Genomic DNA, 18444 nt, shown 5'->3' with positions numbered 1-18444 from the left:
CCAAATCCCCAATCCCAAATCCCCAATCCCAAATCCCAAATCCCAAATCCCGGACGTTGTCACGAATCCCCAATCCCAAATCCGCCCACCTCAGACAGGTCCGGGGCCTTGATAGTTGGGTGGGCTCTCCTGATACAGCCGCGCCGGTCCGCCCATGGCCGGGTCGCTGATGCCGGGCTTGCCGGTTTCCAGGCGGCCGGCCAGGCGCTGACGCGCGTTGTCCTGGATCAGCCACAGGTCGTACCAGCCGCCGCTCGGCTTGGCATTCCAGCGCATGCGCTGCTCGGCGCCGGGCGCCAGCGTCACCCGTTGGCGCGGTTGTGCCTGGGCGTAGGCGGCCGGTTCCAGGGACACGCTGAGTGGGGCGGTCCCCGGGTTGCGCAGGACCAGGCACAGCGCCTGCGCGTCGGTCGGCTCCTGGACGATCTCGGCCTGCAGCAGCGGGGCGCTGAGGTCGCCACAGTAGTGGCGGTGGAAGCCGTTGGGGCCGAGCAGCCACAGGTCGTAGCTGCCGTCGTAGGTGGTCCAGGTGCCGTCCAGGGTCGCGCCGGCGCCGACCGTGTAGCGGCGCGGGAGTGCGGCCAGGTCGTAGCGGTCGTAGACGTGCAGCACCGTTGCCGCGCCGGTATTGGCCATGCGCAGTTGCACCTCGCCGCGCGCCTGCACGAACTCCAACTGCACCGTCGGCCGATACGGCAGGGCGCGCGAACGGCGCACGCCGAAGGCCTGTCGTGGCGCCTGCAGTTGCGCCGGCAGTGGCGGCAGCGCGTGGTCGCGCAATGCGGCGGCGCGCGCCGCTGCCTCGCGCACATCCGGCAGGTCGGCGACGAACGGACGGGTGTCGGCCTGGCGGAAATCGAAGGCGTTCAGCAGGTCGCCGCAGACCGCGCGGCGCCACGGGGTCAGGCCGGCGGCGGCGACACCAAAGCGGCGCTCCAGCAGGCGCAGCACCGAGGTGTGGTCGTAGACCTGCGAATCGACCCAGCCGCCGCGGCTCCACGGCGAGATCACGTACAGCGGTACCCGCGGGCCGAGGCCGTAGGGACGCCCGCGCAGCTCCGGCGGATCGGCCTTGGCTTCGCCCGGCGCAGGATGCAGGTGGTATTCGCCGTCGGTGGCGACGCTGGAGGCGCCGGCCCAGCCGCCGGCCGCGGACGGATCGGGCGAGGGTGGGGCCGGTGGCGACACGTGATCGAAGAAGCCGTCGTTCTCATCGAACATCAGCAGCAGCGCGGTGCGTGCCCACACCTTGGGATCGGCGGTCAGCGCATCGAGCACGCGCGCGGTGTAGGCCGCGCCCTGCGCCGGGCTGGACGGATCGGGATGCTCGCTGCCGGCGGCGTCGGCGATGATGAAGCTCACCGACGGCAGCCGCGCGGCCAGCACGTCCTCGCGCAACTGGGCGAGGCTGCGGCTGCTGACGCCGCGTGCGCGCAGTTGCGGATCGTGCCCGGGTGCACCACGCCAGGCCGCACGGAACGGTGCGAATCCGGCCAGCGGGTTGTCGGTGAAGTTGTCGGCCATGTCCTGGTAGATCTGCCAGGACACGCCGGCCTGCTGCAGCGCCTCGACGTAGCTGGGCCAGCGATAGTCGTCCGGGTCGCCGCCCAGTTCCGGGAAGTTGTCGTGCGAGTTGGCGATGGCCGGACCGCCGGCGCGCGCATGCGGATCGTTCTGCCCGGTCCACAGGAAGATGCGGTTGGGATTGGTGCCGGCCTGGATCGCGCAGTGGTAGGCGTCGCAGACGGTGAAGGCGTCGGCCAGGGCGAACTGGAACGGCAGGTCGTCGCGTTCGTAGTGGGCCAGCGCGTGGTCGCGCTTGGCCGCCGGCCACTGGCCCATGCGGCCGTGGTCCCAGGCCTGCTGCGCGTTCGGCCAGGTATGCGGGGTGCCCTGCACGCGCATGGTGGCGAAGTCGCGCGCAGTGCGCAGCGGGAACGGCGCCAGGTGGCGGCTGCCGTCGGCGCTGGGCTGCAGCCACACCGTGCGCGGTGCGGTGCCGGGCAGCGGCGGGGCGGGGATCGGGAAGCGGTCGCCGAAGCCGCGCACGCCGGCCAGGCTGCCGAAGTAATGGTCGAAGGCGCGGTTCTCCTGCATCAGGATCACCACGTGCTGCAGGTCGTCCAGGGTGCCGCTGCGCACGTCCGGGGCGATCGCGGCGGCGCGCGCGATGCTCGGCGGCAGCAGCGCGGCGGCGCTGGCGGTGAGGCCGGCGCGGAGCAGCCGGCGGCGGGTCTGGTCGGTCATGGGGGTCCGGGGAGGCGCAATGCGGCGGCGGCCGGGATCGGCCGCCGCCGCGAGACTGCCACGGCGCCGGTTACAGGTCGACCATGAAGGTCAGGCCGACGGTGCGCGGCGGCGCGATGAAGGCGCTGTCGCTGCCGTCCACGCCGTTGAGGTAGCGCTTGTCGGTGAGGTTGCTGATCACCAGGTCCAGCTTGGCCTGCTGCAGTTGCGGACTCAGTCCGCCCAGGGCGATGCCGAGGTTGGCGTCGAAGGTGGTCACCGCATCCAGCGCCGCGCTGTTGGCTGCGTCCAGGTAGCGCCGGCCCAAGTAGCGGCCGGACAGGCCGCCGTGCCAGCGCTGGCCCTGCCAGTCGGCGGACAGCACCAGGGTCTGCCGCGGCTGGCCGATCACCTGCGAGCCCGGTGCGATCTCCAGCGCCTGGTCGCGTGCGGCGTTGCCGCTGCCCAGGTAGGTCGCCTTGTTGTAGGTGTAGGCGCCGTTGAGCCGCCAGCCGTTGTCCCAGGCGTAGCCGAGCGCCAGCTCCACGCCGCGTGCATGTACGCCGCCGAAGTTCTCGTAGACGCCATCGGTCTCGCCCAGGTAGTCGATGCCGGTGACGAAGTTGGCCGGCACGTAGACGATACGGTTGTCGAAACGGATGTCGTACAGGGTGATGCTGCCGGTCAGCGGCCAGCGGCTCATGCGCAGACCCACCTCGACGTTGTCGGCGGTTTCCGGCTTGACCTTGATCAGCACCAGCGGATCGGTCTCGCCGAGCACGCCGGAGGGAATCGCGGCGAAGTTCTGCGAGAAGCCGGCGAAGGCTTCCACGCCCTTGATCGGCGTGGTCCAGGTCAGGCCGGCGGAGAACAGCGGATCGGAGTGCGAATCCGATTCGATGTGCGCGGCGTCGCCGATGCGGCGGTCGCGGGTCTGATCGACGAAGAACTGCTTGACGCCCACGCGCCAGGCGAAGTCGCCGTAGCGCATCACGTCCTCGGCGTAGTACATCTGCTCGTCGGTGCGGTAGTCGTCCTTGAACTGCACCCAGTACGGCACGTGGTCGAAGGCGATGTTGGTGCCGACGTTGAGCAGGCGGTGCCAGTCGCGGGTGACGCTGCGGTCGTAGCGTTCCAGCCACAGGCCGCCGCGCACGGTGTTGTGCAGCCCACCAAAGTCCTGCGCCCATTCCACGTCGGCGGTGACGCCGCCGCGCTGGTTGTCGTAGTGGCTGTGGCGGTAGGACTGCACCGGCAGCGAGCCGGCCGGGTAGCAGGCCGGGTTGGACTCGGCCGGCAGCGTCGCGGTGTCGGCGCAGCCGGGCAGCATGCTCGCCGCCGCGCCGCTCGGGGTGACGAAGTAGAGCTTGCCCAGGGCGCTGCCGCCGTACACGGTGTGGCCGCCGGTGTATTCGGATTCGGGCTGGCCGGCGCCATCGTTGCTGACGTCGACCAGGTAGGGCGGGATCCAGTCGCCGCGGCCCTTCATCCGATGCGCGTAGCCGGTCAGCGTGGCCTTGAAGCCGTTGCCGCCGTCGAACAGGCCGCGCAGGTAGCCGAAGGTATTCTTGCGCAGCGCGCGCGAGCCGGAGCGGTAGTTCTGGTCGTAGTAGGGGAAGCCGGTGAGCGTGCCGGTGAGCAGGTCGTGGTCCGGGTCGGTGGCGAACTGCGCCGGGGTGACGCTGCTGTACTCGGATTCGTTGGCGTCGTCGTAGGACAGGTAGCCGCTGAGCGTCCACGCGCCGAGGTCGCTGACGAACTTGCCTGCAAGATGATCGCGGGTGGTGTGGCCGCTGCCGTCGATCCAGTCGTCGTTGCTGGCGTGCGAGCCGCTGACCCAGGCGCGGGTGCCGCCGAGGTCGCCGCTGTCGTAGCGCGCATAGTACTTGCGCGCCTGGTTGTCGCCGATGCCGAAGGCCAGGCGCACGCGCTGCTGGTCCAGCGGCTCGCTGGTGAGGAAGTTGAGGGTGCCGCCCAGCGCTTCGTTGGAGCGCGAGGCGATGTCGGCGGTGCCCTGGCTGACCTCCACCGTCTCCAGGTCCAGCGTGTCGATGAAGCGGTTGGCCTTGGAGCCGCCGCCGTAGGCCGAACCGCCGTTGGGCACGCCGTCGATGGTGGTGCCGATCTGCTGGTCGTCGCGGTTGGTGACGAAGCCGCGCATGCTGATCTGCGTGCCCCAGTCGGAGGAGCCGAACGCATCGGCCTCGGTGGCGATCACGCCGGGCAGTTCGTTGAGCGCGTCGTTGACGCTGCTCATCGCGAACTGCCGGTCCAGCGCTTCCTTGCTGACGTTGATCTTGGCGTAGGTGGTGGCCTGGCCGAGCACCTGCACCTGGTCCAGGGTCGAGACGCGGTCGCTGCCATCGGCCGGGGCGGTGCCGTCGGCGCCGTCGCTGGCCTCGGCGGCATGGGCGCTGGCGATGCTGGCGGCCAGCGCCAAGGTCAGCAGGGTGCGGGTGGGGGTGCGGAAATACGCCGAAACGGTCATCGGGTGCGCGGTTTGCGTGAGGGATCCTCATGCTCCGATCGAGCGGTTTCGTGCGTGTGACCGCGATCTTGTGAATCCATGCATCGTGCGCAAATCGGCATGAAAGCTGCCTTGCGCGATGCTGCGGCATGCGCAGCGGCCGCGCTGGCCTCAGTCGCTTTCCGGGTGGGGCGTTGACGTGCACCATCCGGAGATTGGACGGGTGGCCGCCGGAATTGCCCTTCAGCGAGATCGCCGCGTGCGCAGCGCGGTCGGGATCCGATTCGTGTCCGGCACGTCTGCCGGCATGGGCGAGGGTTCCGTCGCAGCGATGCGATGTCCTTGCGTGGTCGCGCCACCTCGCGCCAGCGCCGCACAGGGCGCGCGACCGCAGGCGGCCCGTGATGGCGTACCACACGGCCGACCCGGCATCATCGCCGCTGCCGCTGCCGCTGCCGCCGCCAGCGGGTCCCACCGGAATCTCCTGCCTGATGAGCCACGAACTGATCTACCTGCTGCTGATCTTCGCCCTGCTGGTGATCCCGCGCGCGCTGCAACGCTTCAAGATGCCGGCGCCGCTGACCTGCCTGCTGTTCGGCATCATCGCGATGCTGGCGATGGGGCCGCGCGCGCACGACCCGGTGGTGACCCTGCTGGCGACGCTTGGCATCTCCTCGCTGTTCCTGTTCGCCGGCCTGGAAGTGGACCCGAAGGCGCTGCGCCGCGGCTTGTGGCCGCTGCTGCTGCACCTGGTGGTGCGTGGCGGCACCCTGTTCGGCGTCGGCTGGCTGGCCTGGCGCTACGCCGGGCTGTCGTGGCAGGCGGCCGGATTGCTGGCGCTGGCCCTGCTGACCCCCTCCACCGGTTTCATCATCGAGTCGCTGGGGCGGCTTGGGCTGGACGAAGAAGAGCGCTTCTGGGTCACCAGCAAGGCCATCGCCGGCGAACTGCTGGCGCTGGCGGCGCTGTTCGTGATCCTGCAGGCCGGCGATCCCTGGCAGATGGGCCTGTCCAGCCTGGCGCTGCTGGCGATGCTGGTCGGCCTGCCGCTGCTGTTCGTGGCCCTGGGGCGCTGGGTGGCGCCGCAGGCGCCGGGGTCGGAGTTTTCGCTGCTGGTGATGGTCGGCCTGATTGCCGCCTACATCACCTATTCGCTGGGGGTGTACTACCTGGTCGGTGCGTTCATCGCCGGGCTGGTGGCGCGGCTGCTGCGCCAGCGCATGCCGCTGCTGGCCTCCGACGAGAACCTGCAGGCGGTGCGCCTGTTCGCCTCGTTCTTCGTGCCGTTCTACTTCTTCAATGCCGGCACCAAGGTGCCGAGCGGGGCGCTGAGCCTGCATGCACTGGGCCTGGGCCTGGCCCTGACCGCCTGCGTGCTGCCGCTGCGCATCGGCATTCTGTGGCTGCAGCGGCGGGTGCTGTTCGGCGAAGGCGCGCGCAGCAGCCTGCGGGTGTCGCTGGCGCTGTCGCCGACGCTGATCTTCACCCTGGTGCTGGCCGGCATCCTGCGCGACCGCTTCGCCATCGCCGACGCGCTGTTCGGCGCCCTGCTGCTGTACGCGGCCCTGACCACGCTGCTGCCGGCGCTGCTGCTGCGCATGCCGTTCGACGTCAGCCCGCTGGAGGCGGCGCCGGCCGCGCCGACCGATCCCGCGTCGGCGCAGGCACCGACGGCGCCGGACGAGCCGGTGGCCGAGGCGCCGTTGGCGGACGCACCGACGCCGCCTGCCGGCGTGCCGGAAACGGCGCCGCGGCCCCAGCCCGGGCCGGCGTGATGAGCGGGAACGCTTGAAAGCCAGCGTGCGGCCCCCATACTGGCCGCCTCCGTTGCTCTCGCGTTTTTGCCGCCATGCCGATCTACGCTTTCCAATGTGCCGCATGCGGTCACAGCTTCGACCGCCTGCAGAAACTGTCCGATCCGGATCCCGAGACCTGTCCGTCCTGCGCCGCCCCGGCGGTCAAGCGCCAGCTCACCGCACCGGCGTTCCGCCTGTCGGGCAGCGGCTGGTACGAGACCGACTTCAAGAAGGATGGCGACAAGAAGCGCAACCTGGCCGAGTCGGGGAGTACGGCCAGCAGCGGGGACAGCAAGCCCGCGGCCGCCGCGACGACGTCCGACGCGCCGGCCAAGCCCGCTGCGGCGGCCACGCCTGCCGCCGCGCCTGCCGCGGCCAAGCCTGCGGCGACCTGAGTCCCGCCAGGCCGCGCCAAGCCCGCGGCCTCTCGTAGGAGTGGCTTCAGCTGCGACCGAGCCTTGCCCGGTCGCGGTCGATCCAAAAGGGGCAAGCGCCGCCCGAACTCGACCTGTCACGCCATGCATCCGGCCGCGCAGCACGCCACGCGGCCCCTTGCCTTGGCTCAGCGCGCCCCGAAGCGCGCCCGGCAGCCGCCGTTGACCCACACCGTATTGCCTTCGTAGCCCCAGGTGCGGCCTTCCGCGCAGGTGGTGCCGGACAGCTGTTCGATCAGTTCCGGGCGGCCCTGGCGGCGGTCCCAGGCGCAGGTGCGCAGGCGCTTGTCGTCGCTGCTGCAGGTCACCGTGTAGCCGCTGTCCAGCGGCGGCCGGCCCGGCCCCCAGCCACCGCCGCCGCGGCCCTGGGCGAACTCGCCGCGACAACCGTCGTCGACCCACACCGCGCCGTCGCGCGAGCCCCAGGTGCGGCCCTCGATGCAGCGGGTGTCCGACAGCTGCCGCACCAGCATGGCGTTGCGCCAGCCGGTCGGGCACACGCGCTGGCGCTGGTCCTGGCTCTCGCAGCGTACGGTGCCGGCCACGCCGCCACTGCCGCCGCCGTCGCCCCAGTTGCCGCCCCAATCGCCGCGACCTTCGACGAAGCGACCACGGCAGCCCTGGTCCACCCACACCACGCCGGGCGCCGAGCCCCAGGTGCGGCCTTCGATGCAGGGCGAATCGGACAGGGTGCCGACCAGTCGCGCAGGCCCGCGAAACGGCGTGGCGCATTGCTGGCGCCGGCGGTCGTTGCTGGAGCAGGCGACGGTGCGGCCGTCGAAGCCCGGTTCCTGCCGCCAGCCGCCGCCGCTGCCGCGCAGCGAGGTGGCGATGTCCTGCTGGATGTTGCCGAAGCCCCAGCCGCGGTCGATCTGGTCCAGGTAGAACTCGAGCTGGTCGTCGGGGATCTGCCGGCCGCGCGACTGGTCGGCGTACTCGCGCTCGATCACCCGGACCCGCCCGGGGACCGACAGTTGCCGCAGGTCCTGCGGCGCGTAGGCGCGGGCGCTCTGGGCCGCGGCCGGGGCGCTGGCCAGGGCCAGCGCGGCGATCATCAGCCAGCCACCAAGGTGCTTCAACATGGGTTCTCTCCTCCCCGTGAATGGTGCGCGGACTATAGCCGCAGGCCAACTTAAGCCAGGATGAGTCATGCGCGATTTGCCCGGGCCGACGCGCCGCCGCAGAATACCGGGCTTGCCGGCGCCTTCTGCGCCGGGCGCCCCCTGTTTGGAGCTAGCGATGCGTACCCACTTCTGCGGCCTGGTCGACGAGACCCTGATCGGCCAAACCGTCACCCTGGCCGGCTGGACCGACGTGGCCCGCAACCTCGGCGGCGTGTGCTTCATCGACCTGCGCGACCACGAAGGCATCGTGCAGGTGATGGTGGAGCCGGAGAACGCGGAGGTGTTCAAGGTCGCCGCCAGCCTCGGCTACGAGGACGTGCTGCAGGTCGAGGGCGTGGTGCGCGCGCGGCATGCGGTCAACGACAAGCTGCGCAGCGGCAAGGTCGAGGTGATCGCCACCGCCATCACCGTGCTCAACAAGGCCGCGCCGCTGCCGTTCCACGCGCACGAGAACCCGGGCGAGGAAACCCGCCTGAAGTACCGGTATCTGGATCTGCGCCGCCCGGAGATGCAGCGCATGCAGCGCACCCGCATCAAGCTGGTGCAGGCGCTGCGCCGCTATCTGGACGAGCGCGGCTTCCAGGACATCGAGACGCCGATCCTGACCAAGGCCACCCCGGAAGGCGCGCGCGACTTCCTGGTGCCGGCGCGCATGCATCCGGGCGAGTTCTACGCGCTGCCGCAGTCGCCGCAACTGTTCAAGCAGATCCTGATGGTGGCCGGCTTCGACCGCTACTACCAGATCGCGCGCTGCTTCCGCGACGAGGCGCTGCGTGCCGACCGCCAGCTCGAGTTCACCCAGCTCGACATGGAGTTCGCCTTCGTCCGCGAGCGCGACGTGCAGGACTTCGTCGAGGCGATGGTCCGCGCCATCTTCAAGGAGGTGGTCGACGTCGAGCTGGCCGCCGAATTCCCGCGCATGACCTGGGCCGAGGCCATGCGCCGCTATGGCTCTGACAAGCCGGACCTGCGCATCGGCCTGGAACTGACCGATGTCGCCGAGCTGGTCAAGGACAGCGACTTCGCGGTGTTCACTGCGGCGGCCGCCGACTCCGACGGCCGCGTCGCCGCGTTGCGCATTCCCGGTGGCGCCAGCCTCTCGCGCAAGCAGATCGACGAGTACGCCGCGCACGCCGCCAAGTACGGCGCCAAGGGCCTGGCCTACGTCAAGATCGCCGACAGCGGCGAGATCAGCTCGCCGATCCAGAAGTTCTTCGGCGAAGCCGCGTTCGCCGCGCTGCTCGCCCACGTCGGTGCCGGCAACGGCGACATCGTGTTCTTCGGCGCCGGCGCCTACGGCAAGGTCTCCGACTTCATGGGCGCGCTGCGCCTGAAGGCCGGCAAGGACTTCGACCTCATCGCCGATGGCTGGCGGCCGCTGTGGGTCACCGATTTCCCGATGTTCGAATGGGACGAGGAGGCGCAGCGCTACGTCGCCCTGCATCACCCGTTCACCGCGCCGGCCGTGGACGACATCGCCGAACTGCGCGCCCACGCCAAGACCGCGGTGTCGCGTGGCTACGACATGGTGCTCAACGGCAACGAGATCGGCGGCGGTTCCATCCGTATCCACCGCCCGGACATGCAGAGCGCGGTGTTCGAGCTGCTCGGCATCGGTGCCGAGGAAGCGCGCGCCAAGTTCGGCTTCCTGCTGGATGCGCTGAACTACGGCGCGCCGCCGCACGGCGGCATTGCCTTCGGCATCGACCGCATCGCCGCGCTGATGGCCGGCACCGAGTCGATCCGCGACGTGATCCCGTTCCCCAAGACCACCGGCGCGCAGGACCTGATGACCGACGCGCCGTCGCCGATCGCCGACGCGCAGCTGGCCGAAGTGCACGTGCAGGTGCGCCCGCAGGCGCAGTGACCCCTTTCTTCCAACCGTAGCGCAGGCCGACACATGAGCGAGACCGCATTCAATCTGGAGTGGGAAACCCTCGGCAACGAGGGCGCAGTGGAGGCCATCGTCACCCAGCGCGCGCGCGTGTTCGGCGGCTGGCTGGTGCGCGCCGGCAGCGGCGCCAACGCGCCGCTGGCGTTCGTGCCGGATCCGGAGGGCCGTTGGGACGGCGAGGACTTCGGCGAGGACGATTACGAGTACGAGGAAGACGACGAGGAAGAAGAGGACGAGGAAGAAGAAGGCGACGACGAAGACGAGGGCGACGGCGAAGAGGCCGACGCCGACGCCGCGCACCCGGCGCGCTGAGCCGTGCTGATCCGTCGCGCCACGCCGGACGATGCCGCGGCGGTGACCCGCATCGCCACGGCCACCTTCTGCGAAACCTTCGGCCATCTGTATCCTGCGCAGGACCTGCAGGCCTTCCTCGACGAAGCCTATTCGATCGAGCGCGCGCAGGTGGTGCTGGCGCATCCGGACTACGCGATCTGGCTGGTCGAGCATGACGGCGAGGTGGTGGGACACGCTGCCGCCGGCCCTTGCGGCCTGCCGCATCCCGACGTGACGCCCGGCGATGGCGAACTGAAGCGCCTGTACCTGCTGCGCGCCCACCAGAACGGCGGCTGGGGTGCCCGGCTGTTCGATACCGCCCTGGCCTGGCTGGAGCGCGACGGCCCGCGCACGCTGTGGCTCGGCGTGTGGTCGGAGAACCTGGGCGCGCAGCGGTTCTACGCGCGCTACGGCTTCGAGAAGGTCGGCACCTACGAATTCCCGGTAGGGCAGGTGCGCGATCTCGAATTCATCCTGCGCCGGCCGCCGCGCGCGGCCTGACGCCTGCCGCCGGACCTCGTCCGGGCATGCCGCGTCGACACAGCGGAAACGAGCGCGCGCTACAGTGCTGGCCTGTCCAGCTTGAGGAGAGCACGCCATGTTCCGACCGTGGATGGGAATCGCCGCCGTCGTGCCGCTGCTGGCCGCGTGCGCGCCACCGGCGTCGCTGCAGCCGGCCAGTGCCGGGCCGACGGTGCAGGGCGATGGCCGCTGCAACGTCGAGGCCGTGGCCTGGGCGGTGGGCCAGGAGGCCACCCAGGCGACCATGAGCCGGGTCTGGAAGGAGAGCGGAGCCGGCGTGGTACGGCCGATCGCGCCGGGCCAGGCGGTGACCCGCGACCTGCGCCTGGATCGGCTCAACGTGTTCCTGGATGGCAGCAATCACATCGTCCGTACCACCTGCGGCTGAGTCGCCGATGGCCGCCGCGCCCCAGGTGCTGTTGCTGCATGGCATCTGGAACGCGCGGCCGTGGCTGCTGCCGCTGGCGCTGCGCCTGCGCCGCGAGGGCTGGCGCGTCGCCAGCTTCGGCTATTCGACCGCGTTCGGCGGCGCCGAGGCCGCGCTCCCACGGCTGCACGCCCGCATCGAACGTATGGTAACCACCGGTCCGGTGGCGCTGGTCGGGCATAGCCTCGGCGGCCTGATCGCCTTGCAGGCCTTGCGGGAGGTGCCCTCGCTGCCGGTGACCCGGGTGGTGTGCCTGGGCAGCCCGCTGGCCGGCAGTGCCGCCGCGCGCGCCCTGGCGCAACGGCGGCTCGGACTGGCGCTGGGCCGCAGCGCGGCGCTGTTGCAGCAGGGTGTGGCGCGCTGGGACGGGCCGGCCGAGGTCGGCATGGTCGCCGGCACCGTGGCGCGCGGGCTGGGCGCACGCTTTGTCGCGCTGGGGCCGGAGTCCGACGGCAGCGTAGCCCTGGCCGAGACCCGCGTGCCCGGCCTGGGCGATCACTGCCAGGTCCGCGCCAGCCACAGCGGCCTGCTGTTCTCGGCGCAGGCCGCGCGGCAGACCGCCGCCTTCCTGCGCGACGGCCGCTTCGCCGCCTGAGCCGGTCGCAAGACATCGAGCGTCCGGCGGCGGCGGTGGCCGGCGCTGCGTCGCGGTATCCGCCCGACCGCTTTGGTGCCGGCACAGGCGATGCCGCCGCTTACGGCGTCACGAAGGTCTTCAGCCAGTCCAGCGTGGGGTTGAGCGCCCAGGCGGCGGTGCCGCTGCGGTAGTTGCCGTCGACCAGCACGCCCGTGCACTGGGTGCCTGGATAGCCGCCGAATCCCATGAAGCAGTGGTCGGCGTAGAGGTCCTGCACCTCCCGGTCCTTGACGATGTACCAGCCGCTGCCGTTGCTGCGGAAGCACGACTGCTGCCCGTCGCAGCGCAGGCCGGTGACCAGTTGCGCCTGGGTGCGGGCGACGTTCTCGGTGCCGCCGACGAACATGTCGCGCTCGCCGTTGATGATGCGCAGGCGATCGGACGGCAGGCTGTGGTTGCCGTCGGCGATGCAGGAGGCCAGGTTGTAGTAGGCGGTGTAGGTCGTACCGGTGCCCTGGCCGAACGAGGCGGCGACCCGGGGATCGTAGTCGTGCGCCAGCACCGAGATGATCGAGCCCTGGCTGAGCCCGCCGGTCACCACGCCCTTGGAGCAATCGGCCTTGTCGCGGGCGCAGAGCTGGGCGATGGCGCTGTTGATGTTCTGCGCGTCGAAGATGGCCTTGGCGCGGTTGCCGATGACGCCGCAGCTGCCGAAGCTGGCGTTGTCGTACTCCACCGAGGCCGCCACGAAGCCCTTGGCCGCGGCGGCATTCACCGCGGCCATCGCCCAGTTGCTCTGGTAGTTCTCGCCGGTCCCGCCGATATGCACGTAGACCGGGTACTTGCCCGTCGCGCGGGGTTCCTGGCCGCTGATCGCATAGGTGGTGACGCCGGCGTTGTAGCGGCCCCGGAAGGCATCGGTCTGGGCGCTGGCCAGGCCCGGGGCGGCAAGGGCGAGCAGGCCCAGGCAGCGCAGGGCCAGCGACAGGAACGGGGCGGGGGTGGTGCGGGACATGAGGGATCTCCTTTCGGTGCGATGGAAAGCGGGCGCGGCTTACGCGTTCAGCCTCCAGGTGGGGCATGACAGTTCTGGCAGCGATGTGGCGCGCATGGGTAGACAGTCCGCCAAGGTTCGACCGGCAGCACGGGCCGACGCGCGCTGGAGTGTGCGCCGGCCGGGGAACGGGCGGCATGCGCCGGTCGCACGCGCGGTCGGTCGTCGGCGCGGCCGGGCCGCGGGATGTGCGCGGCATCAGGTAAAATCCGCGTCTTGTCCTTACAACTGTCCGGAACGCCCCATGGGTAGAGGCCCCTCGATCGAAGCCCGCAAGAACGCATCCGATGCGAAGCGCGGCAAGATTTTCACCAAGATCATCCGCGAGATCGGCGTCGCCGCGCGCGCCGGCGGCGGCGATCCGTCCAACAACCCGCGGCTGCGCGTGGCGATGGACAAGGGGCTGGCCTCGAACATGTCCAAGGACGTGATCGAGCGCGCGATCAAGAAGGCCACCGGCGAACTGGAAGGCGTGGAGTACGAGGAAGTGCGCTACGAGGGCTACGCCCCGGGCGGGGTGGCGGTGATCGTGGACTGCCTGACCGACAATCGCGTGCGCACCGTGGCCGACGTGCGCCATGCCTTCAGCAAGTGCGGCGGCAACATGGGCACCGACGGCTCGGTGGCCTTCATGTTCAAGCGCCTGGGCGTGCTCAGCTTCGCCGCCGGCGCCGACGAGGAGAAGATCACCGAGGCGGCGATCGAGGCCGGCGCCGACGACATCGTGGTCTACCCCGAGGACGGCGCGATCGACGTGCTGACCGCGCCGGAGGCGTTCCAGGCAGTCAAGGACGCCATGGACGCGGCCGGCCTGGCCGCCGACCACGCCGAAATCACCTTCCGCGCCGACAACGACATCGCCGTGGACGGCGACACCGCGGTGCAGGTGCGCAAGCTGCTGGACATGCTGGAAGACCTGGACGACGTGCAGAACGTCTATTCCAACGTCGACCAGGCCGCGCTGAGTGACGGGGGCTGACACCATGAAACCCGGGGCCGGGGCCCGGGGCCCAAGACCCGGAACCCGGGGCGGCGCCGTGCCGGTGCCGGAGGCATCGCCGACGTCGATGGCTGCCACGGGCATCTCTGCCCGCATGGGCGCTGCTTTCCCGATTCCCGATTCCCGATTCCCCAATCCCGGCTCTACCCGCATCCTCGGCATCGACCCCGGCTCGCAGCGCACCGGCGTGGGCATCATCGACGTGGACGCGGCCGGCCGTACCCGGCACGTGCACCACGCGCCGCTGGTACTGCTGGGCGAGGGCGACTTCGCGCTGCGGCTCAAGCGCCTGCTGCACGGGCTGGACGCGCTGATCGAGGAGTACCGGCCGCAGGAAGTGGCGATCGAACGCGTGTTCATGGGCAAGAGCGCCGACGCGGCACTGAAGCTCGGCCATGCCCGCGGCGCGGCGATCTGCGCGGCGGTGCTGCGCGAGTTGCCGGTGCACGAGTACGCGGCGAAAGAGATCAAGCTCGCCGTGGTCGGCAAGGGCGCGGCAGAGAAACAGCAGGTGCAACACATGGTCGGTCTCATGCTGAGCCTGACCGGCAAACTTCAGGCCGACGCCGCCGACGCGCTGGCCGTCGCCATCACCCATGCCCACGTGCGCGCCACCGCGCAGCGCCTGGGCGTCAGCACGCAGCAGGCGTGGAGTAGAAAATGACAAAGGCTGGGAATCGGGAGTCGGGAATCGGGAATCGGAACGGCAGAAGCGGTGAAGCGGCCCCCCGCTTTGCCCATTCTCCATTCCCGTTTCCCTATTCCCGGCGCCTCCAAGGAGGCGCCCAATGATCGGCCGTCTGCGCGGGATCCTGGCCTACAAGCAGCCGCCGTGGCTGGTGATCGACGTGGGCGGGGTGGGGTATGAGCTGGAGGCGCCGATGAGCACCTTCTACGACCTGCCCGACGTCGGTCGCGACGTCATCCTGTTCACCCACTATGCGCAGAAGGAGGACAGCGTGTCGCTGTACGGCTTCCTGCGCGAGGGCGAGCGGCGGCTGTTCCGGGACGTGCAGCGGGTCAGCGGGATCGGCGCGAAGATCGCGCTGGCGGTGCTGTCCGGGGTCAGCGTCGACGAGTTCGCGCGGCTGATCACCGCCGCCGACGTCACCGCGCTGACCCGCATCCCCGGTATCGGCAAGAAGACCGCCGAGCGCATGGTGGTGGAACTACGCGACCGCGCGGCCGACTTCAGCGGCGGCGCGCCGGTGACCGGGCAACTGGGTACCGACGCGGTCTCCGAGGCCACGGTGGCCCTGCAACAGCTCGGCTACAAGCCGGCCGAGGCGGCGAAGATGGCGCGCGACGCCGCCGCCGACGGCGACGAGGTCGCCACGGTGATCCGCAAGGCCCTGCAGGCGGCGCTGCGCTGACCTCGGGTCGGCTCGGCTCCCCGCTCTTTCTTCACGTTCTGGCGCTACTCTTCCCACCATGTCCAGCTCCTCCAGTTCCGCCGCCCGCCCGGGCAGCCACGATCCGCACGCCAAGACGGGCTTTGGGGTGATGCTGACCGCCATCGGCGTGGTCTTCGGCGACATCGGCACCAGTCCGCTGTACACGCTCAAGGAAGCGTTCTCGCCGCACTACGGGCTGACCCCGGACCACGACACCGTGCTGGGCATCCTGTCGCTGGTGTTCTGGGCGCTGATGCTGGTGGTCACGGTCAAGTACGTCACCGTGATCATGCGCGCCGACAACGATGGCGAGGGCGGCATCATGGCGCTGACCGCGCTGGCCCAGCGGACCCTGCCGGGCGGCTCGCGCTCGATGTACGTGGTCGGCATCCTCGGCATCTTCGGCGCCTCGCTGTTCTTCGGCGACGGCGTGATCACCCCGGCCATCTCGGTGCTGTCGGCGGTGGAAGGCCTGGAGGTGGCCGCGCCCAAGCTGGAACCGTTCGTGGTGCCGATCACCCTGCTGGTGCTGGGCATGCTGTTCATGGCCCAACGCTACGGCACCGAGCGGGTGGGCAAGGCGTTCGGGCCGATCACCCTGGTCTGGTTCGTGGCGCTGGGTGCGATCGGCGTCTACAACATGACGCGCGCGCCGGAAGTGCTGCATGCGCTGAACCCGTGGTGGGGCGTGCGCTTCTTCGCCGAACACAACTGGCACGCGGTGTTCGTGCTCGGCGCAGTGGTGCTGGCGGTGACCGGCGGCGAGGCGCTGTACGCGGACATGGGCCATTTCGGCGCCAAGGCGATCCGCCGCTCGTGGCAGTGCGTGGTGCTGCCGATGCTGACCCTGACCTACCTGGGGCAGGGCGCGCTGGTGCTGCGCGATCCGGCGGCAGTCAGCAACCCGTTCTACGAGGCGGTGCCGGAGTGGGCGCTGTACCCGATGATCGTGCTGGCCACCGCGGCCACGGTGATCGCCTCGCAGGCGCTGATCACCGGCGCCTACTCGGTGGCCAGCCAGGCCATGCAGCTGGGCTACATCCCGCGCATGCACATCCGCCACACCTCGCACTCCACCATCGGCCAGATCTACGTGCCGGCGGTGAACTGGTGCCTGCTGGCGCTTGTGGTGGTGGCGGTGATCGGCTTCGGCGACTCCACCTCGCTGGCCACCGCCTACGGCGTCTCGGTCACCGGCACCATGCTGATCACCACCGTGCTGATGGTCATCTACGCGCGCGCCAACCCGCGCGTGCCGGCGCCGCTGCTGTGGCTGTTCGCCCTGGTCTTCCTGGCGGTGGACTGCGCGTTCTTCTACGCCAACATCATCAAGTTCCTGGACGGCGCCTGGTTCCCGCTGCTGCTGGGCCTGATCCTGTTCACCCTGATGCGCACCTGGCGCCGCGGCCGCAAGCTGCTGCACGACGAGATCCGCAAGGACGGCATCAAGCTCGACACCTTCCTGCCCGGGCTGATGCTGGCGCCGCCGGTGCGCGTGCCCGGCACCGCGGTGTTCCTGACCGCCGACCCGATGGTGGTGCCGCACGCGCTGATGCACAACCTCAAGCACAACAAGGTGCTGCACGAGCGCAACGTGTTCCTGACCGTCGAAACCCTGCAGGTGCCGTACGCGGCGGCCGGGCAGCGGCTGAAGATCGACGCGATCGGCGACGAGTTCTATCGCGTCTACGTGCGCTTCGGCTTCATGGAGACCCCGGACGTGCCGCTGGCGCTGATGCGTTCCTGCGACCAGGGCGGGATCTACTTCGACCCCATGGACACCACCTATTTCGCCAGCCGCGAGACCATCGTGGCCAGCGCCAACCGCGGCATGCCGATCTGGCGCGACAAGCTGTTCGCGGTCATGCACCGCAACGCCGCCCCCGCCACCGGCTTCTTCCGCATCCCCGGCAACCGTCTGGTGGAACTGGGCGCGCAGGTGGAGATCTGAGGCCGCGACGTCGTCGCGGCCTTGGGAGTGGGGAGCCGGGAATGGGGAACAGGGAAAGGCAACGGCCGCGGCGTCCGGCCTGAAACCAGGCGGCGACCATCAAAGTAGGCGCCAGTTGTGCCGCCAACCGCTACTATTGTCCGCTCGATTCCCCATTCCCGATTCCCCAATCCCGGCTTTTCATGGACCGCATCATCGCCAGCAGCGCCACCCGCGAGGATGACGCGGCCGAGGCCAGCATCCGCCCCAAGCGGCTGGACGACTATCTCGGCCAGCAGCCGGTGCGCGAGCAGCTGTCGATCTACATCGAGGCGGCCAAGGCGCGCGGGGAGGCGATGGACCATGTGCTGATCTTCGGGCCGCCGGGCCTGGGCAAGACCACGCTCAGCCACGTCATCGCCAACGAGCTGGGGGTCAATCTGCGGGTCACCTCCGGCCCGGTGATCGAGAAAGCCGGCGACCTGGCCGCGCTGCTGACCAACCTGCAGCCGCATGACGTGCTGTTCATCGACGAGATCCACCGCCTGTCGCCGGTGGTGGAAGAAGTGCTGTACCCGGCGATGGAAGACTTCCAGATCGACATCATGATCGGCGAGGGCCCGGCCGCGCGCTCGATCAAGATCGACCTGCCGCCGTTCACCCTGATCGGCGCCACCACCCGCGCCGGCCTGCTGACCGCGCCCTTGCGCGACCGCTTCGGTATCGTCCAGCGCCTGGCCTTCTACACCCCGGACGAGCTGGCGCAGATCGTGCGCCGCTCCGCCAGCATCCTCGGCATTGCCTGCAACGCCGATGGCTGCGCCGAGATCGCGCGCCGCGCGCGCGGCACCCCGCGCATCGCCAACCGCCTGCTGCGGCGGGTTCGCGACTTCGCCCAGGTCCGCGCCGGCGGGCAGATCGACCTGGCCGTGGCGCAGGCCGCCACGCAGATGCTCAAGGTCGACGCCGAGGGCTTCGACGAGCTGGACCGGCGCATGCTGCGCACCATCATCGAGTACTTCGACGGCGGCCCGGTCGGCGTCGAGTCGCTGGCCGCCTCGCTGTCGGAGGAGCGCGGCACCCTGGAGGACGTGATCGAGCCTTACCTGATCCAGCAGGGCTACCTGATCCGCACCGCCCGCGGCCGCATGGCCACCAACAAGGCCTATCTGCACTTGGGCTTGCAGCCCAAGAACCGGGATTTGGGAATCGGGAATGGGGAATCGGGGGCGCTGTTCTAGGATGTTCTGGTTACCCAGCTATCGA

General features: G+C 70.2%; 16 protein-coding genes. 12 read left to right on the top strand and 4 right to left on the bottom strand.

Annotation, left to right across the window (positions count from 1 at the left end):
• Nucleotides 1-90: 90 nt before the first annotated feature.
• Both SLW52_RS14620 and SLW52_RS14615 read right to left on the bottom strand, forming a co-directional pair.
• Nucleotides 91-2247: a phospholipase C, phosphocholine-specific gene (locus tag SLW52_RS14620; protein WP_320740593.1), complete on the bottom strand. Its 2157-nt coding sequence runs from the start codon at nucleotides 2245-2247 to the stop codon at nucleotides 91-93.
• Between the two features lie 70 nt (nucleotides 2248-2317).
• Nucleotides 2318-4675, bottom strand: coding sequence for a TonB-dependent receptor (locus tag SLW52_RS14615; protein WP_320740649.1), 2358 nt, complete (start codon nucleotides 4673-4675; stop codon nucleotides 2318-2320).
• Nucleotides 4676-5184: 509 nt separating this feature from the next.
• Here SLW52_RS14615 and SLW52_RS14610 point away from each other — a divergent pair.
• Together SLW52_RS14610 and SLW52_RS14605 are read left to right on the top strand one after the other, a co-directional pair.
• Nucleotides 5185-6468, top strand: coding sequence for a cation:proton antiporter (locus tag SLW52_RS14610; protein WP_320740650.1), 1284 nt, complete (start codon nucleotides 5185-5187; stop codon nucleotides 6466-6468).
• A 74-nt stretch (nucleotides 6469-6542) separates the two neighbouring features.
• Nucleotides 6543-6884, top strand: coding sequence for a zinc ribbon domain-containing protein (locus SLW52_RS14605; RefSeq protein ID WP_148828961.1), 342 nt, complete (start codon nucleotides 6543-6545; stop codon nucleotides 6882-6884).
• Between the two features lie 167 nt (nucleotides 6885-7051).
• Here the strand turns inward: SLW52_RS14605 and SLW52_RS14600 are convergent, their stop codons facing one another.
• Nucleotides 7052-8005, bottom strand: a complete 954-nt coding sequence (locus SLW52_RS14600) for a DUF3011 domain-containing protein (RefSeq protein ID WP_320740594.1) — start codon at nucleotides 8003-8005, stop codon at nucleotides 7052-7054.
• 157 nt (nucleotides 8006-8162) lie between these two features.
• Here SLW52_RS14600 and aspS point away from each other — a divergent pair, with 157 nt between their 5' ends.
• From aspS to SLW52_RS14575, 5 genes are all read left to right on the top strand, one after another.
• A complete protein-coding gene (gene aspS, locus SLW52_RS14595; RefSeq protein WP_320740595.1) occupies nucleotides 8163-9914 on the top strand; it encodes an aspartate--tRNA ligase in 1752 nt (583 codons plus the stop codon).
• A 33-nt stretch (nucleotides 9915-9947) separates the two neighbouring features.
• Nucleotides 9948-10253 carry a DNA primase gene (locus SLW52_RS14590; RefSeq protein WP_152236023.1) on the top strand — a complete coding sequence of 102 codons (306 nt, stop codon included), beginning with the start codon at nucleotides 9948-9950 and terminating at the stop codon, nucleotides 10251-10253.
• A 3-nt stretch (nucleotides 10254-10256) separates the two neighbouring features.
• Nucleotides 10257-10775, top strand: coding sequence for a GNAT family N-acetyltransferase (locus SLW52_RS14585; protein WP_043091795.1), 519 nt, complete (start codon nucleotides 10257-10259; stop codon nucleotides 10773-10775).
• A gap of 97 nt (nucleotides 10776-10872) precedes the next feature.
• On the top strand, nucleotides 10873-11184 hold the full coding sequence (locus SLW52_RS14580) for an I78 family peptidase inhibitor (RefSeq protein WP_223875595.1): 312 nt from the start codon (nucleotides 10873-10875) through the stop codon (nucleotides 11182-11184).
• Between the two features lie 7 nt (nucleotides 11185-11191).
• The gene (locus tag SLW52_RS14575) at nucleotides 11192-11818 is read left to right on the top strand and encodes an alpha/beta fold hydrolase (RefSeq protein WP_320740596.1); all 627 of its coding nucleotides are present in this window, start codon (nucleotides 11192-11194) and stop codon (nucleotides 11816-11818) included.
• 100 nt (nucleotides 11819-11918) lie between these two features.
• Here SLW52_RS14575 and SLW52_RS14570 read toward each other — a convergent pair whose 3' ends face one another.
• On the bottom strand, nucleotides 11919-12815 hold the full coding sequence (locus tag SLW52_RS14570) for a hypothetical protein (RefSeq protein ID WP_320740597.1): 897 nt from the start codon (nucleotides 12813-12815) through the stop codon (nucleotides 11919-11921).
• A gap of 283 nt (nucleotides 12816-13098) precedes the next feature.
• Between SLW52_RS14570 and SLW52_RS14565 the strand changes: the two genes are divergently transcribed.
• The 5 genes from SLW52_RS14565 to ruvB all read left to right on the top strand — a co-directional run bounded on the left by SLW52_RS14565 (nucleotide 13099) and on the right by ruvB (nucleotide 18419).
• On the top strand, nucleotides 13099-13833 hold the full coding sequence (locus SLW52_RS14565; RefSeq protein WP_010344319.1) for a YebC/PmpR family DNA-binding transcriptional regulator: 735 nt from the start codon (nucleotides 13099-13101) through the stop codon (nucleotides 13831-13833).
• A 115-nt stretch (nucleotides 13834-13948) separates the two neighbouring features.
• Nucleotides 13949-14518, top strand: coding sequence for a crossover junction endodeoxyribonuclease RuvC (gene ruvC / locus SLW52_RS14560; RefSeq protein ID WP_267092644.1), 570 nt, complete (start codon nucleotides 13949-13951; stop codon nucleotides 14516-14518).
• 124 nt (nucleotides 14519-14642) lie between these two features.
• On the top strand, nucleotides 14643-15227 hold the full coding sequence (ruvA, locus tag SLW52_RS14555; protein WP_010344317.1) for a Holliday junction branch migration protein RuvA: 585 nt from the start codon (nucleotides 14643-14645) through the stop codon (nucleotides 15225-15227).
• 130 nt (nucleotides 15228-15357) lie between these two features.
• Nucleotides 15358-17199, top strand: a complete 1842-nt coding sequence (locus tag SLW52_RS14550) for a potassium transporter Kup (RefSeq protein WP_223875597.1) — start codon at nucleotides 15358-15360, stop codon at nucleotides 17197-17199.
• A 182-nt stretch (nucleotides 17200-17381) separates the two neighbouring features.
• On the top strand, nucleotides 17382-18419 hold the full coding sequence (ruvB, locus tag SLW52_RS14545; protein WP_320740598.1) for a Holliday junction branch migration DNA helicase RuvB: 1038 nt from the start codon (nucleotides 17382-17384) through the stop codon (nucleotides 18417-18419).
• The last annotated feature ends 25 nt before the right edge of the window (nucleotides 18420-18444 follow it).

Origin of the sequence: Xanthomonas sp. LF02-5, assembly GCF_034105325.1 — a bacterium.
GTDB lineage: Bacteria > Pseudomonadota > Gammaproteobacteria > Xanthomonadales > Xanthomonadaceae > Xanthomonas_A > Xanthomonas_A sontii.
The sequence above is the reverse complement of the archived record's forward strand: the minus strand, read 5'-3'. Positions and strand labels throughout refer to the sequence as shown.

Bases quoted from the DNA above. Each gene is read 5' to 3' on its own strand.
- SLW52_RS14620 (WP_320740593.1), bottom strand. From the start codon at position 2,247: ATGACCGACCAGACCCGCCGCCGGCTGCTCCGCGCCGGCCTCACCGCC.
- SLW52_RS14610 (WP_320740650.1), top strand. From the start codon at position 5,185: ATGAGCCACGAACTGATCTACCTGCTGCTGATCTTCGCCCTGCTGGTG.
- SLW52_RS14605 (WP_148828961.1), top strand. From the start codon at position 6,543: ATGCCGATCTACGCTTTCCAATGTGCCGCATGCGGTCACAGCTTCGAC.
- SLW52_RS14600 (WP_320740594.1), bottom strand. From the start codon at position 8,005: ATGTTGAAGCACCTTGGTGGCTGGCTGATGATCGCCGCGCTGGCCCTG.
- aspS (WP_320740595.1), top strand. From the start codon at position 8,163: ATGCGTACCCACTTCTGCGGCCTGGTCGACGAGACCCTGATCGGCCAA.
- SLW52_RS14590 (WP_152236023.1), top strand. From the start codon at position 9,948: ATGAGCGAGACCGCATTCAATCTGGAGTGGGAAACCCTCGGCAACGAG.
- SLW52_RS14580 (WP_223875595.1), top strand. From the start codon at position 10,873: ATGTTCCGACCGTGGATGGGAATCGCCGCCGTCGTGCCGCTGCTGGCC.
- SLW52_RS14575 (WP_320740596.1), top strand. From the start codon at position 11,192: ATGGCCGCCGCGCCCCAGGTGCTGTTGCTGCATGGCATCTGGAACGCG.
- SLW52_RS14570 (WP_320740597.1), bottom strand. From the start codon at position 12,815: ATGTCCCGCACCACCCCCGCCCCGTTCCTGTCGCTGGCCCTGCGCTGC.
- SLW52_RS14565 (WP_010344319.1), top strand. From the start codon at position 13,099: ATGGGTAGAGGCCCCTCGATCGAAGCCCGCAAGAACGCATCCGATGCG.
- ruvC (WP_267092644.1), top strand. From the start codon at position 13,949: ATGGGCGCTGCTTTCCCGATTCCCGATTCCCGATTCCCCAATCCCGGC.
- ruvA (WP_010344317.1), top strand. From the start codon at position 14,643: ATGATCGGCCGTCTGCGCGGGATCCTGGCCTACAAGCAGCCGCCGTGG.
- SLW52_RS14550 (WP_223875597.1), top strand. From the start codon at position 15,358: ATGCTGACCGCCATCGGCGTGGTCTTCGGCGACATCGGCACCAGTCCG.
- ruvB (WP_320740598.1), top strand. From the start codon at position 17,382: ATGGACCGCATCATCGCCAGCAGCGCCACCCGCGAGGATGACGCGGCC.